This is a genomic window from Desulfohalovibrio reitneri (genome assembly GCF_000711295.1).
In the GTDB taxonomy this organism is placed as follows: domain Bacteria; phylum Desulfobacterota; class Desulfovibrionia; order Desulfovibrionales; family Desulfovibrionaceae; genus Desulfohalovibrio; species Desulfohalovibrio reitneri.
This window is the reverse complement of record NZ_JOMJ01000003.1, coordinates 306385-319634: the sequence shown is the minus strand read 5'-3', so window position 1 is coordinate 319634 and position 13250 is coordinate 306385. Positions and strand designations below refer to the sequence as shown.

General features: G+C 66.8%; 15 protein-coding genes. 6 read left to right on the top strand and 9 right to left on the bottom strand.

Annotated features, from left to right (window positions below):
* The first annotated feature begins 152 nt into the window (after nucleotides 1–152).
* From N911_RS0101825 to N911_RS0101815, 3 genes are read left to right on the top strand one after another with little or no spacing between them, the layout of a single operon-like run.
* Nucleotides 153–1349, top strand: a complete 1197-nt coding sequence (locus N911_RS0101825; RefSeq protein WP_029893791.1) for a quaternary amine ABC transporter ATP-binding protein — start codon at nucleotides 153–155, stop codon at nucleotides 1347–1349.
* Entirely contained in the window at nucleotides 1346–2182 is an 837-nt protein-coding gene (locus N911_RS0101820; RefSeq protein ID WP_029893789.1) for an ABC transporter permease, read from the top strand. The genes N911_RS0101825 and N911_RS0101820 overlap by 4 nt, the downstream gene beginning before the upstream one ends.
* A gap of 28 nt (nucleotides 2183–2210) precedes the next feature.
* Nucleotides 2211–3047: a glycine betaine ABC transporter substrate-binding protein gene (locus N911_RS0101815; protein ID WP_029893787.1), complete on the top strand. Its 837-nt coding sequence runs from the start codon at nucleotides 2211–2213 to the stop codon at nucleotides 3045–3047.
* Between the two features lie 77 nt (nucleotides 3048–3124).
* Here the strand turns inward: N911_RS0101815 and N911_RS0101810 are convergent, their stop codons facing one another.
* The 4 genes from N911_RS0101810 to N911_RS0101795 form a co-directional block, all read right to left on the bottom strand.
* Nucleotides 3125–4138, bottom strand: coding sequence for a glycosyltransferase family 2 protein (locus tag N911_RS0101810; protein WP_029893785.1), 1014 nt, complete (start codon nucleotides 4136–4138; stop codon nucleotides 3125–3127).
* A gap of 21 nt (nucleotides 4139–4159) precedes the next feature.
* Entirely contained in the window at nucleotides 4160–5149 is a 990-nt protein-coding gene (trpS, locus tag N911_RS0101805; protein WP_029893783.1) for a tryptophan--tRNA ligase, read from the bottom strand.
* Between the two features lie 10 nt (nucleotides 5150–5159).
* Nucleotides 5160–5798 carry a site-2 protease family protein gene (locus N911_RS0101800; RefSeq protein WP_029893781.1) on the bottom strand — a complete coding sequence of 213 codons (639 nt, stop codon included), beginning with the start codon at nucleotides 5796–5798 and terminating at the stop codon, nucleotides 5160–5162.
* Between the two features lie 166 nt (nucleotides 5799–5964).
* A complete protein-coding gene (locus N911_RS0101795) occupies nucleotides 5965–6351 on the bottom strand; it encodes a response regulator (RefSeq protein WP_029893779.1) in 387 nt (128 codons plus the stop codon).
* Between the two features lie 145 nt (nucleotides 6352–6496).
* Between N911_RS0101795 and N911_RS0101790 the strand changes: the two genes are divergently transcribed.
* Genes N911_RS0101790 through N911_RS0101780 form a run of 3 tightly spaced genes read left to right on the top strand, consistent with a single transcriptional unit; the run spans nucleotide 6497 to nucleotide 8527 of the window.
* On the top strand, nucleotides 6497–6694 hold the full coding sequence (locus N911_RS0101790; protein WP_029893778.1) for a ubiquitin family protein: 198 nt from the start codon (nucleotides 6497–6499) through the stop codon (nucleotides 6692–6694).
* Nucleotides 6695–6698: 4 nt separating this feature from the next.
* The gene (locus N911_RS0101785) at nucleotides 6699–7604 is read left to right on the top strand and encodes a PP-loop family protein (protein WP_029893775.1); all 906 of its coding nucleotides are present in this window, start codon (nucleotides 6699–6701) and stop codon (nucleotides 7602–7604) included.
* A complete protein-coding gene (locus tag N911_RS0101780) occupies nucleotides 7598–8527 on the top strand; it encodes a bile acid:sodium symporter family protein (RefSeq protein ID WP_035104220.1) in 930 nt (309 codons plus the stop codon). The genes N911_RS0101785 and N911_RS0101780 overlap by 7 nt, the downstream gene beginning before the upstream one ends.
* Here the strand turns inward: N911_RS0101780 and N911_RS0101775 are convergent.
* From N911_RS0101775 to murA, 5 genes are read right to left on the bottom strand one after another with little or no spacing between them, the layout of a single operon-like run.
* Nucleotides 8517–8996, bottom strand: a complete 480-nt coding sequence (locus tag N911_RS0101775) for a hypothetical protein (RefSeq protein ID WP_029893768.1) — start codon at nucleotides 8994–8996, stop codon at nucleotides 8517–8519. The two genes, N911_RS0101780 and N911_RS0101775, sit on opposite strands and share 11 nt — an antisense overlap.
* A gap of 26 nt (nucleotides 8997–9022) precedes the next feature.
* Nucleotides 9023–9499 carry a hypothetical protein gene (locus tag N911_RS0101770; RefSeq protein ID WP_029893766.1) on the bottom strand — a complete coding sequence of 159 codons (477 nt, stop codon included), beginning with the start codon at nucleotides 9497–9499 and terminating at the stop codon, nucleotides 9023–9025.
* On the bottom strand, nucleotides 9469–10566 hold the full coding sequence (locus N911_RS17305) for a ComEC/Rec2 family competence protein (protein ID WP_051693827.1): 1098 nt from the start codon (nucleotides 10564–10566) through the stop codon (nucleotides 9469–9471). The genes N911_RS0101770 and N911_RS17305 overlap by 31 nt, the downstream gene beginning before the upstream one ends.
* On the bottom strand, nucleotides 10530–11957 hold the full coding sequence (locus N911_RS18220; protein WP_051693825.1) for a ComEC/Rec2 family competence protein: 1428 nt from the start codon (nucleotides 11955–11957) through the stop codon (nucleotides 10530–10532). Before N911_RS18220 ends, N911_RS17305 begins: the two co-directional genes overlap by 37 nt.
* A gap of 41 nt (nucleotides 11958–11998) precedes the next feature.
* Nucleotides 11999–13249: a UDP-N-acetylglucosamine 1-carboxyvinyltransferase gene (gene murA, locus N911_RS0101760; RefSeq protein ID WP_029893764.1), complete on the bottom strand. Its 1251-nt coding sequence runs from the start codon at nucleotides 13247–13249 to the stop codon at nucleotides 11999–12001.
* Nucleotide 13250 lies beyond the last annotated feature (1 nt).

Here is a 13250-nt window from a genome sequence, read left to right as displayed (position 1 = left end):
CCCCACCAATCCGCAGCAAAATCGCCGCAAAAGACAGCCTGAGGGCAGAAAAACTTGACGGCTGGCGATTATCTGCTAGGATTCGGATATTCGCGTCGCTACGCCTGCAAACCTCCAAACCTTCGTTTCAAAGGGTACAAGATGGTGAGCTAATGGGTACTATTCGAGTTGAGAATCTGTACAAAATCTTCGGGCCCCACCCTGAGCGGGCCTTCTCCATGCTCGAACAGGGCATGAACAAAGACGAGATCATGGAGAAGACCAAGCTCGGCGTGGGCGTCAACAACGCCTCTTTCGAGGTGCGCGAGGGCGAAATCGTCGTCGTCATGGGCCTGTCCGGTTCGGGCAAGTCCACCCTGGTGCGCTGCATCAACCGCCTCATCGAACCCACCGCCGGCAAGGTGTACGTGGACGACGAGGACGTGACCACGATGAACGAGAAGGAACTTCGGGACCTGCGGCTGAAAAAGCTGGGCATGGTCTTTCAGAACTTCGCCCTCTACCCCCACCGCACCGTGGGCCAAAACGCCGAATACGGCCTGGAAATCCAGGGCATCGACCCCTCCGAGCGGAAGCGCCGAGCTGACAAGGCGCTGGATATGGTAGGTTTGGGCGGCTGGGGCGACTCCTATCCCAGCCAGCTTTCCGGCGGCATGCAGCAGCGCGTGGGCTTGGCCCGCGCCCTTGCCCTGGACCCGGAAATCCTGCTCATGGACGAGGCCTTCTCCGCGCTGGACCCCCTTATCCGCCGCGACATGCAGGACGAGCTGATCAACCTGCAGGAAGAGATGCACAAGACCATCATGTTCATCTCCCACGACCTTGACGAGGCGCTGAAGCTGGGCGACCGCATCATCCTCATGAAGGACGGAGCCATCGTCCAGGAAGGCACCCCCGAGGACATCCTGACCAATCCGGCCAACGAATACGTGGCCCGGTTCGTGGCCGAGGTGGACATCACCAAGGTCCTCAACGCCGAGTCGGTCATGCGCAAGTCCGAGGCCGTGGCCTATCTGGACCATGACGGCCCCCGCGCCTCCCTGCGCAAGATGAAGAAGAGCGGCATTTCCTCCCTCTTCGTGCTGGACAAGGACCACAAGGTGCAGGGCGTCATCACCGCCGAGGACTGCGCCAAGCAGGCCGAGAAGGGCCTGCGGGAAATCTCCTCCATACTGCACACGGACTTCGAGAAGGTCCTGCCCGACGCCCCGGCCCAGGACCTCATCGCCATCATCCATGACCATCCTTATCCGGTGGCCGTCGTGGACGAGCGCGACCATCTCAAGGGCGTCATCGTCCGCGGCTCGCTGCTGGGCGCCATCGCCGAACGCGGGAGGACTTCCGAATGACGATACCCGGCATTCCCATCGGGGAAGCGATCGAAGCGATCATCAACTTCCTCGTCACCAACTTCGCCTTCATCACCAAAGCCTTTTCCGGCGTCATGGAAACCGGCCTGAAACTGCTGGAGACCGGGCTGGAATTCATTCCGGAATGGCTCTTCATCATTCTGGTCATGGCCCTGGTTTGGAAGATCACCAAAAGCAAGGGCATGGTCCTCTTCACGCTGGTCGGCTTCCTACTCATCTGGTCCATGGACCTGTGGGACGCCACGCTGTCCACCATCGCGCTGGTTATCATCGCCACCCTGGTGGCCATCGTCATCGGCATCCCCGTGGGCATCGCCTCGGCCATGTCCAACATCGTCTACCGTATTGTCTTCCCAATCCTGGACGTCATGCAGACCATGCCGGCCTTCGTCTACCTCATCCCGGCCATCCCCTTCTTCGGCCTGGGCAAGGTTGCGGCCATCTTCTCCACCGTGGTCTTCGCCATGCCTCCGGCGATCAGGTTGACATGCCTGGGCATCAAGCAGGTGCCCCATGAACTTGTGGAATGCGCCAACGCCTTCGGCTCCGACCGCTGGCAGAAGCTCTTCAAGCTGGAGCTTCCCCTGGCCACGCCGACCATCATGGCCGGCGTCAACCAGACCGTCATGCTGGCCCTGTCCATGGTCGTCATCGCCGCCATGATCGGCGCGCGCGGCCTGGGCGGCGAGGTCTGGAAGGCCATTCAGCGCATGAATATCGGCAACGGTTTCGAGGCCGGCATCGGCATCGTCATCGTGGCCATCGTTCTGGACCGCGTGCTCCAGCAATTGGGCAAGCGGCAAAAAACCTAAGAGTCACTTGAAGAACAGGAGGATTGAAATGAAGAAATTGCTTATGTTCGCCGCCGCGCTGGTGCTGGCGTTCTCCGCCATCCCGGCCCATGCCGCCAAGGGAACCGTGGAACTCGCCTACGTTGAGTGGGCTTCCGAGGTGGCCTCCACCAACGTGGTGAAGTACGTGATGGAAGAAAAGATGGACTACGAGGTGGTCATCACCCCCGTGTCCGTGGGCCCCATGTACGCCGCCGTGGCCGCTGGCGACGTTGACGGCATGGTCGCCTCCTGGCAGCCCCTGCAGGAAGCCAACCTCAAGGCCGTCGAGAAGGATCTGGTCAACCTCGGACCCAACATGACCGGCGTGCAGTCCGGCCTGGTGGTGCCCCAGTACGTGACCATCGACTCCATCGGCGAGATGAAGGACCACGCCGACAAGTTCGGCGAGCGCATTGTGGGCATCGACCCCGGCGCCGGCGTCATGCAGAAGACCGAGCAGGCCATCGACGAGTACGGCCTGGACAACATCGATCTCATCGACGCCTCCGGCGCCATGATGACCGCCTCCCTCAAGGACGCCATCCGCAACAACGAGTGGATCGCCGTGACCGGCTGGACCCCGCACTGGAAGTGGGCCGTCTGGGACCTGAAGTACCTCAAGGACCCCAAGGGCGTGTACAAGGAAGGCACCATCCTGACGCTGGTGCGCAAGGGCCTCAAGGACGACATGCCCGAGATCTACACCTTCCTCGACAACTTCAACTGGACCCCGGATCAAATGGCCTCCGTCATGAGCTGGGTGCGCGACGGCATGGAGCCCGCCGCCGCAGCCAAGAAGTACGTCGACGAGCACCCCGAGCAGGTCCAGTCCTGGCTTCCGTAAGCTAGGCTGACGCCGCATAAAAAAAGGCCGTCCGGCACATGCCGGGCGGCCTTTTTTTATTTCGGACCAGGCGGAAATCAGGCGGCCAGGATGTAGTCCCTGCCCTCCACCCTCCCCGACTTCTCCAAAAAATCCCGTATCTCCTCCCGCGCTCCGAGGCTGCCCACGTACACGGCCACGAAGGCATCGCCCGGAATGTCCTCGCGGGCAATCACCGGCAGGCCGCTCACCTTCTGCCCGATCTTGCGCGAGTCGATGTCCACGAAGCCCTGGAACTTTACGCCGTGCTCCAGCAGATGCGCCGCGTTGCGGCGGGAGACTTTGCCCGCGCCCCATACCCATAGCCGGGGATGGCGCGGGTTGTTCCCCGCCAGCCAGCGGGCCAGGTAAGTGGCCTTCATGCGGTGGAATGCCCCGGGCGCGTAGCGGGGGTCGGTGCGGGAGAGCCGCTCAGGCGAGTCGGTCCACTCCACCAGTTCATCCGCCAGCTTCTCCATACGCACCCCGGTTTCCAGCCATCGCAGCCACAATTCGTAGTCCTCGGGAAAATCGCCGTGGCGGTAGCCGCCCAGGCGCACCGGCAGGTCCGCGAGGAACATGACCGAAGGGTGGGCCAGGGGGGATTCGATGAAGCGGTTCAGGGCGATACGCCCGGAGTCGAGGAGGGAATTGGTCCAGTCCACGTAGCGGGCGTACCCGGCGCAGGCCTCCCGACAGCCGCCGAAGCCCACCCGGCAGGCGGAAAGGCCCAGATCGGGGTCGGAATCTAGATGGTGGGCCTGCCGCTTCAGCCGTTCGGGATGGCAGGCGTCATCCGCGTCCAGCCGGGCCACGTAGCGGCCCCGGCAGGCCGCAAGCCCGGCGTTGAGCGCGCCGACAATGCCGGTGCGCGGCAGGGTCATGGGGCGAATGCGCGGATCGCGCCCGGCCCACGTGGCGAGCACTCCGGGGGTGGCGTCGTCCGAGCCGTCGTCCACCACCACCGCTTCCCAGTCTGAAAGCGTCTGGCGGGTCAGACTCTCCAGGGCGCGGTCCAGGGTGGCCGCGCCGTTGTGGACCGGCAGCAGCACCGAGACCTGTGGGTCGGCCACGCCGCCTCCTCGCGCGGAGCTCTAGAAGTTGAAGCCGATGAGCTCGCGGACCCGCTCCATGGTGGCTTGCGCCTCCTCGCGGGCGCGGTCAGTGCCTTGCTTGAGCACGTCGGCCAGCAGGTCGGGATCGCGCTCGTACTGGGCGCGGCGGGCCTGGATGGGCTCCAGGAACTCGGCCAGCCGCTGGGCCAGGAGCTTCTTGCAGTCGCCGCAGCCGCGCGTAGCCGCCCGGCAACCCTCCTGCACCTCGTCGAGCAGCTCGGTGCCTTCCAGCAGCTCCAGGTAGGGGTAGAGGTTGCAATCCTCGGGCTCGCCCGGATCCTTGAGGCGCTGGCGCTTGGTGTCCGTGAGCATGGACATGACCTTGGGCCGGATCTCGTCCATGGAGTCCTTGAGGTGGATGGCGTTGCCGTAGCTCTTGGACATTTTGCGGCCGTCCAGCCCGGGCAGCTTGGCCGAAGTTGTCAGTTTGGCCTCGGGCTCGGGGAAGAATTCGCCGTAGAAGTGGTTGAAGCGCCGCACGATCTCCCGCGACAGCTCCAGATGGGGCAGCTGGTCGTGGCCCACCGGCACGTAGCGCGGACGGTAGATGACGATGTCCGCGGCCTGCAGCACGGGATAGCCCAGAAAGCCGTAGGTGGAGAGGTCCTTGGAGGACTCCTGGCGCACTTCCTTGTAGGTGGGATTGCGCTCCAGCCAGCCCACGGGGGTGATCATGGACAGCAGCAGGTGCAGTTCGGCGTGCTCCTTGACCATGGACTGCTGGAAGAGGACGCACTTTTCCGGGTCCAGGCCCGCGGCCAGCCAGTCCATGACCAGCTCCGGCACGAACTCCTTGATGCGGGAGGGGTCGGCGTAGTCCGTGGTCAGGGCGTGCCAGTCGGCCACGAAAAAGAAGCACTCGTTCTCGCGCTGCATCTTTTCCCAGTTGAGCAGCACGCCGAAGTAGTGGCCGAGGTGCAGCGGCCCGGTGGGCCGCATGCCGGAAACAATGCGGTTGTTGGCTTGCATGGGATATCCCTTACAAAAGCAGGTTGGCGAGGAAATTGACCATCGGCAGCAGGATTTCCCCCAGCATGCCTGTCACGGCCAGCAGAATGACGATGATGAAGCCGTAGCGGCCCAGGGATTCGTACTGGTAGGCCGCCTGGCGCGGGAGAAAGTAGGAGAGCACGTTGCTGCCGTCCAGGGGCGGGATGGGCAGCAGGTTGAAGCAGCCCAGCACCAGGTTGATGAGCATGCCCCATTGGCAGATGCCCGCCAGGGGCACCAGTATGGAGCGCATGGTGGGGTCGGCCACTTGCAGCGAGGCCAGCACGGCGAATAGCTGTGACAGCACGGCGGCCAGAAGGAAATTGGTCATGGGTCCAGCCAACCCAACCAGCATCATACCCTTGCGCGGATCCTTGAAGAAGCGCGGGTTGACCGGCACCGGCTTGGCCCAGCCAATGAGCTGGGTGATGACCAAAACCAATGTTCCGACAACATCCAGATGCTTCAGCGGGTTGAGGGTCAGCCGGCCCGCGAACTTGGCCGTTGGGTCGCCGAGTCGGTAGGCCACGTAGCCGTGGGCCGCTTCGTGGAAGGTGATGGCCAGCAAAAACCCGGGCAGGATGAGCGCGAGCTTTTGCAGGGTACGGGCCAGGTCGAATTCAAGCATGGGGTTTGGCGGATCCTCTTGGCGGGCTGAAAGCGGCCGCGCGGAAACGGCGCGGCCAGCGGGACAATCGTCCACAGGCTGCTAGCAGAAAGGGGGCGGAAGGGCAAGAAGCGGCCCGGGCGCGCTCGGCGTCCGGGCCGCGTTCCAGGCGGGTTGGCAGCCGGGGCTAGTGCTTCTGGGAAAGGGCCTTCTTCATGGCCAGGTCGACCTTGGACTTGAGTTCGCTCAGGTCCACCGACTTGACCACGTAGTAATCCGCAGCGATGGATTTGAGGTCGTGCTGAAAGGAGTCGTAGGCGGTAGAGAGGATGACCGGCAGGTCCTGGTCCTGGGAGCGTATCTCCTGCAACAGGTCAAGCCCGGAGCGGTTGGCCCCCAGCTTGATGTCCAGGATGACCACCTTGGGTTTCTCCCGCTCAAGCAGTTCCAGGATGTCCTCTTCGCCGCTGGAGGTGGCCACGGTCATGCCCTCGGCCTCCAACTCCTCGCGATAGAGCATGCGGATATGCTTCTCGTCATCGACTACGAGCACTTTCTTCTCAGGTTCGGCCATGTGCGCTTCCTCCGCTGTGTCTCTCCCGTATTGTATGAAGGATTTCCACCTCTCGGTCAATACGCCCCCGGCAAAACCAGCGGATGGAATGGAAAAACCGGGAGGGGTTGCCAGCCGCCCCGGGGGCGGTTATTGACACCCTCCCATGCTCCACGTACGCGTCGAACCGGAAACCGAGGCCCACGAAATGCACGGCGTGCGCACCGTGCGCAAGCTCCTCAATGTCCTGAACCTGCGGGAGACCGACGCCTTGGTCATCCGAGGGGACGAACTGCTGACTTCGGACAGGCACCTGGACAACGGGGATGAAATCCTCGTGCGGCCGGTGCGTTCCAGGGGGTAGAGCCTTGAAGTGCCGCCGCTGCCGCGCAACCGCCCAGGTCAAGCTGCCCTCCCACCACACCGGCTTCTGCCCGGAGTGTTTCGACGTATTTTTCTCCCGCCAGGTGGCCAAAGCCATCAAGGACCACTCCATGATCCGCCCCGGCGAACGGGTTCTGGTCGCCCTGTCCGGCGGCAAGGACTCCCTGGGCCTGGCCCGCGAACTGGCCAGGCAGGGGCACGACATCACCGGCCTGCACGTCTACCTGGGCATCGCTGGCTCCTCGGACCAGGTGCTCGGCAAGGTGGATGCCTTCTGCCAGCGTGAATCCATCCCCCTCCAGGTGGCCTCCGCCCCGGAGGAGGGGCTGGCCATCCCCTTGATCAAGGAATGCCTGACCCGGCCGGTCTGCGCCGCCTGCGGGGCCATTAAGCGCCACCTCTTCAACAAGGCGGCCATGGACGGCGGCTTCGAGGCCCTGGCCACCGGCCACAACCTCGACGACGAAACCGCCAGGCTGTTCGCCAACACCCTGCGCTGGGACGACGCCTACCTTGCCGACCAGGGGCCGGTGATGCCCGCGAGGCAAGGGTTCGCCCGCCGCATCAAGCCGCTGTACCGGCTGGGCGAGTACGAGACCGCGGCCTACGCCTTCCTGGCGGGCATCGACCACGGCACCGCCGCCTGCCCCTACTCCCCCGGCGCCTCCTTCACCCACCACAAGGAACTGCTGGCGGGCCTGGAGGAACGGAGTCCCGGGGCCAAGCTGCAATTCTACGAAAACTTCCTCAAGCGGGGCCGTCCCGCCTTTGAAAAGGCCAGGGAGGCCCCGCCGGATCTGTCCCCCTGCCTGACCTGCGGTTTTCCCACACAGCGCGAGACCTGCACGGTCTGCGCCATGCGGGAGGCGGTTCGGGAGGCGGCGTGCTGAACCGGGCGGCGGCCTGCGTGGAGCGGGGCTTTCTGCCCCTGGCCGTTGGCTTTTCCCTGGCCGCCCTGCTCCATCCGCCGCTGTTCACCTGGCTGGCCCCGCACATCCCGTTGGGGCTAGGCATCATCATGTTCGGCATGGGCATGAGCCTGGAACCCGCCGACTTCAAGGCGGTGCTGCCCCGCTGGCCCGCCGTGCTGGTGGGCGCGGCGCTGCAGTTCGGGGCCATGCCGCTTTTGGCCTGGGCCACCGCCCGCGCCCTGCATCTGCCTCCCGAGGCAGCCCTGGGGCTGGTGCTTGTCGGGGCCTGCCCCGGCGGCACGGCCTCCAACGTCATCGCCTATCTTTCCCGCTCGGACACCGCCCTGTCCGTGGTCATGACCTTCTGCTCCACCGCCTTGGCCCCCATCCTCACCCCCACCCTGGTGCACTGGCTGGAGGGAGCGCGCATCGCCGTGGACTGGCGCTCCATGGCCGAGTCGGTATTCTGGATAACCGCCTTCCCCCTGTTCGACGGCCTGATTCTGCGCAGGCTGCTGCGGCACAGGCTGACCCCGGTGCTGCGGGTATTCCCCTCCGTCTCCATCCTGACCATCTCGGCCATCATCGCCTGCGTGGTGGGGCTCAACCAGGCCACCATCCTGGCCCTGCCCTGGCTGGTGGCCCTGGCCGTGGTGGTGCACAACCTGGCGGGATTCGGCGCGGGCTACGGACTGACGCGGCTGCTGGGCTTCGACCGCGTCACCGCCCGCACCGTGTCCATCGAGGTGGGCATGCAGAACTCGGGGCTGGGGGTGGCCCTGGCGGGCAAGTTCTTCGGCGCGGCCCATGCCCTGCCCGGCGCGCTCTTCTCCCTGCAGCAGAACTTGGTGGGCATTGTCCTGGCGCGGCTGTGGTCGCGCGGACGGCCGCCTATTTGCTGAGGAACTCCCCCAACTCTATTCTGAATTCGTCGCCGCCCAGCGGATCGGGGGTTGCCGCGAGGTCGCAGGAGACGCACACTGAGAGGTGCATCTCCCGGTAGGGATCATCCGCCAGGCAGGTCACCTCCACGCTGCGGCCGGGCTCTTCCTCGACGGTCTCCAACTCGCCGGAGACCGATTCCCGGCCGTCCACGGCCGCCTTGACCTTGGCGGAGGACCCTCCCGACGCGTAGGTCGCTCGCAAGGTGCACCTGGCCCGCTGGCTGGGGCTCATGCCCAGCAGGGTGAAACGCAGGGGATGGTTCCGGCAGTCCTCGGGCACCGGCTTGACCACCGAGCGAATAACCTCCCTGTCCGGATTGGTGGCCGCCGGTCCCGCCCGCCAGTTGACCAAGCAGAAGTCCAGTTCCCCGCCATACGCCGGAGAGGCCGCCAGCAGGCAGGCCACCGGGAGAAGCGCGGTCCACAAGCCCGCTCGTCCCGCAATGAAGCGCGTCAGTAGTCCAGGAATCGCTCAAGCTCCTTTTCGAACGCTTTCCGCTCCTCTGCGTCGCCACCGCAGGAGACGCACACGGTGACGCGCATGGCCCGGTACTCGTTCTCGGCTAGACAGGAGCCGCGCACTTGCCGTCCTGGCTCGTTCACGGCGGACTCCAGGACGACAGTGCCGGACTCCAGGCCCTCCACCAGCACCTCCACCGGCCTGGAGGAGCCACCCGAGGCGTAGGCCACCTCGAATTCGCAGACAGCGTACTGCCGCTCCTCGCCTCCCGAATAGGTCACCCGGACATCCTTGCCCTGGCAGGAGGGAGGCAGCTTCACGTCCACGTCGTGCCGGGCCTCGGAGGAGCCGTGGATGCTCACAGGCGGCGAGGTGAAAGGCTCGTGGCAGTGCTTGAAATCGTCGCCCGCGGCTATGGCCGGGACGGCCAGAAGCAGGCTCAGGGCGAGAAGGCGGAGAGCTTGAACCATGGTCTGGAGGGTAGGCCCACCCGTCCGATTTGGCAAGCATCCCGGGGGAAAGGGGCGGGCAGCCGGGTGCGGATTTCCAGCGGCGCGTCAGGGGCTTGCCAGCGGAAGGCGAGTTCGCCGCGCGATGCGGTGGTCAGCAGGGGAACACCCCGGCGGGCCATGGCCGCCCGCACCTTGGGGCCGGGAAAATCGAAGCGGCCCAGGTAGCCGCAGGAGGCGGCGGCGACTCGCGGGTCCGCCCGATCGTACAGCGCGGGGGAGAGGCTGTTGTCGCTGCCGTGGTGGGGAAGCACCAGCAGTTCGGCGGACAGGTTCGCCTCGCGCCGCAGCAGGGTCTTCAGCCCCTCGCCCTCCACATCGCCCGGCAGCAGCGCCAGCGAGCGGCCGTTCCAGAGAAGCCGCAGCACCAGGGAGTCGGCGTTGAGGTCGCCGGTGAGCGCGGCCGGGTGCAACGCCTCCAGCCGCAGCCCCCGCCCCAGGTCCAGTTTATCCCCGGCGCGCAAGCGGCGAGTGGAGATGCCTCCGGACTTGAGCGCCGATTCCAGCCGTTCCATGAAGCGGGTGTCCGAGGTCTGTCCGGTGGAGGCGAACAGCTCCGGATCGAAATGTTCCGCCACCCAGGCCAGCCCGCCGCCGTGGTCCACCTGGGGGTGGCTCAAAAGCACACGCTGAAGGCGCGGGGAGCGGTCCGCCAGCAAAGCCGGGGCCACCAGCGCCTCGCCCACGTCGAAATCCCCCGGGAACCCGCCGCCGTCGATGAGGGTGCGCCCGCCGTCCGGGCCGCGCACCAGCACGGCCTGCCCCTGCCCCACGTCGAGAAGCCGCACCTCCACCCCGCGCTCAAGCCACCCCGAGGCCACGGGCGCGGCCAGCAGGGCCAGGGCCAGCGCGCCGGGCAGCAAATTCCTCCGCCGGGGTGAGACCAGCCAGCAGCAAAACAGCCAGTACCCAGCCGCGCCCAGCCAGCCGGTGCGCGCTCCGGCCACGGTGGGGGCCAGTCCGGCCTCATCGCCCAGCCGCAGTGTCTCGATCATGCCCCGCACAGCCAGCCCGCCCCGGCCAGACACCAGCGGGCCGCTTCCTCCGCTCCGGGAAGGGCGGCCAGGGCCAAACCGGCCAAGTCCAGCGGCATGACCGCCGCGCCCAGCAAGGGCAGCCAGACCGCGTTCCACAGCAGGTTGGCATGGATGACGCCGAAGCTGTGCAGAAGCAGCGGCAGCAGGGCGATGTTGGCACACAGGCTGACGCCCAGCAGGCAGCCCAGCCACAACGCGGGCAGGCGCAGCCAGGCTGGGCGGCCGTCCAGCAGCCGGGAGAGTCCCCGCCGCACCAGCGGCGCGCCCGCCAGAATCCCGGCCACAGCCACCACGGAGAGGCGCAGCCCCAGGTCGAATACCGAAAGGGGGTTGAGCAGCAGAATCAGGGCCACGGCCGCCAGCAACCCGTCCAGCAGGCCGCGCGGCCGCCCAAGCCAAAGAAGACCGCCCCAGGCCGTGAACATGAGGAAGGCGCGCACGAGCGAAGGCCCGGCCCCGCCCAGCCAGAGGTAGGCCAGGGCCAGGGGCAGGCCGCAGAGCACGGCCAGCTTGGGCAGGGGCAGCACCAGGAGAATGCCCGGCCGCAGCCTCGCCGCCAGCCAGGCCAGGGCCGCCCCCAGCCCCGCGGCCAACCCCAGATGCAGTCCGGAGAGCGCCAGGGAATGGGCCAGGGAAGCCTGTCTGAAGAGATCGACGGTTTCGCGGTCCAGGCCGAAGCGGTCGCCGGTGGCCAGGGCCGCGGCCAGCGCTCCCCCCTGCCCGTTCGGAGTCAGCCCGGCCACCCGTTCGGCGATGTCCGCCCGCCGCCGGTCCAGGCCGCCCTCTCCCGCCTTGAGCAGTTCGGGGTCGCCCCACCACCGCTGGCTCCAGGCGCGCCAGAACACGCCCTGCCGTGCCCAGTAGAAGCGCAGGTCCCAGTTCTCCTCCCCGGCGAAGCCCCGCTGCGGCTTCACGCGCAGCCGGGCCGCCAGCCGGTCGCCGGGCTTGGGACGAAACACGGGCTCCCGCCACGTCCAGGCCAGCTTGCCCGGCAGGTCGCGCCATCCGGCTTCGCCCGGGCGGCAGCGCACCTCGTTCAGAATAACCCGCGCCTCGCGCCCCGGCTTGCCCTCCACCGCCTCCACCACGCCCTCCACCCGGGCCTTTTCCCCGCGCAGCATCCAGTCCGGGGTGGCCTGGGGCGCGGCGGGCATGGCGGCGTGGGCCGCGGCCAGTCCCACAGCGAAGGACAGGGCCAGCAAAAGCGGGCGCGCCCGGCAGTCGGCCAGGCGCGCCAGAACGAACCAGAGCAAGAGCAGCCCGCCCAGGGCGGGCCAGAAATGGCGAAGCGCCAGACAGCCCAGGCCGAAGGCCGGGACCAGGGTCTGCCAGGTGAAGAGGGCGGCCCCCGCGCGGGGGGCCTGGGAACGTGTCAGGTCCACGGCCGGTCCGGGAACGGCTTGGCGGCTTGGGACCCGGGGAATCAGCCCTTGACGCGGCGGATGCGGGCGCCCACCGCGCCCAGTTTTTCCTCCAGCCGCTCGTATCCCCGGTCCAGGTGGTAGATGCGCTGCACCTCGGTGGAGCCGGAGGCCACCATGCCCGCCAGCACCAGGGAGGCGCTGGCGCGGAGGTCCGAGGCCATGACAGGCGCGCCGGCGAGCTTGTCCACGCCGCGCACGATGGCCGTGCTCCCCTTGATCTTGATGTTGGCGCCCATACGGTTCAGCTCCATGACGTGCATGAAGCGGTTCTCGAAGATATTCTCCTCCACCGTGCCCACGCCCTTGGCCAGGCACATGAGGGTGGTGATCTGGGCCTGCATGTCCGTGGGGAAGCCGGGGTACGGCTGGGTGTCCACGTCCACGGCCAGCAGTTCCTTCGCGGCGCGGACCATGACGCCCTCCGGGGTCTCCTCCACGCCAACGCCCATCTCGCGCAGCTTGTTGACCACGGATTCCAGCTCGTGGAAGGGGCAGTCGCGGAGAAAAATCTCGCCGCCGGTGAGGGGCGCGGCCATCATGTAGGTGCCCGCCTCGATGCGGTCGGGCATGACCTTGTACTCGCAGCCGGTGAGCGAGGGCACGCCCTGGATGGTGATGACGCTGGTGCCGTGACCGCTGATCTTCGCACCGCAGGCGTTGAGGAAGTTGGCCAGATCGGCCACCTCCGGCTCGCGGGCGGCGTTCTCCAGGATGGTCTCGCCCTCGGCCAGGGCGGCGGCGGTCATGAGGTGCTCGGTGCCGCCCACGGTGGGGAAGTCCAGCACGATGTGCGCGCCGCGCAGCTTGTCGCAGGATCCGTAGATGTAGCCCTCGGTCAGTTCGAAGGTGGCGCCCATGCGCTCCAGCCCCTTGAGGTGCATGTCCACCGGCCGCGCGCCGATGGCGCAGCCGCCGGGCAGGGCCACCTTGGCCTCTCCCAGGGCGGCGATGAGCGGGCCGAGGCAGAGCACCGAGGCGCGCATGGTCTTGACCAGCTCGTACGGGGCGTGGGGGTCGAGGTCGCCGCACTCCACCACCACGGTGCCGTTTTCGAAGCTGGTCTGGCAGCCGAGGATGTTCAGCAGCTTGCAGGAGGTGCGGATGTCCGCCAGATGCGGCACGTTGGTCAGCTCAATGCGCCCGCGCGGCAGGATGCAGGCCATGAGAATGGGCAGGGCGGCGTTTTTGGAGCCGGATATGGAAATCTCCCCGGAGAGGGGGCCGGATGGTTCGACGATGAGTTTGTCCATG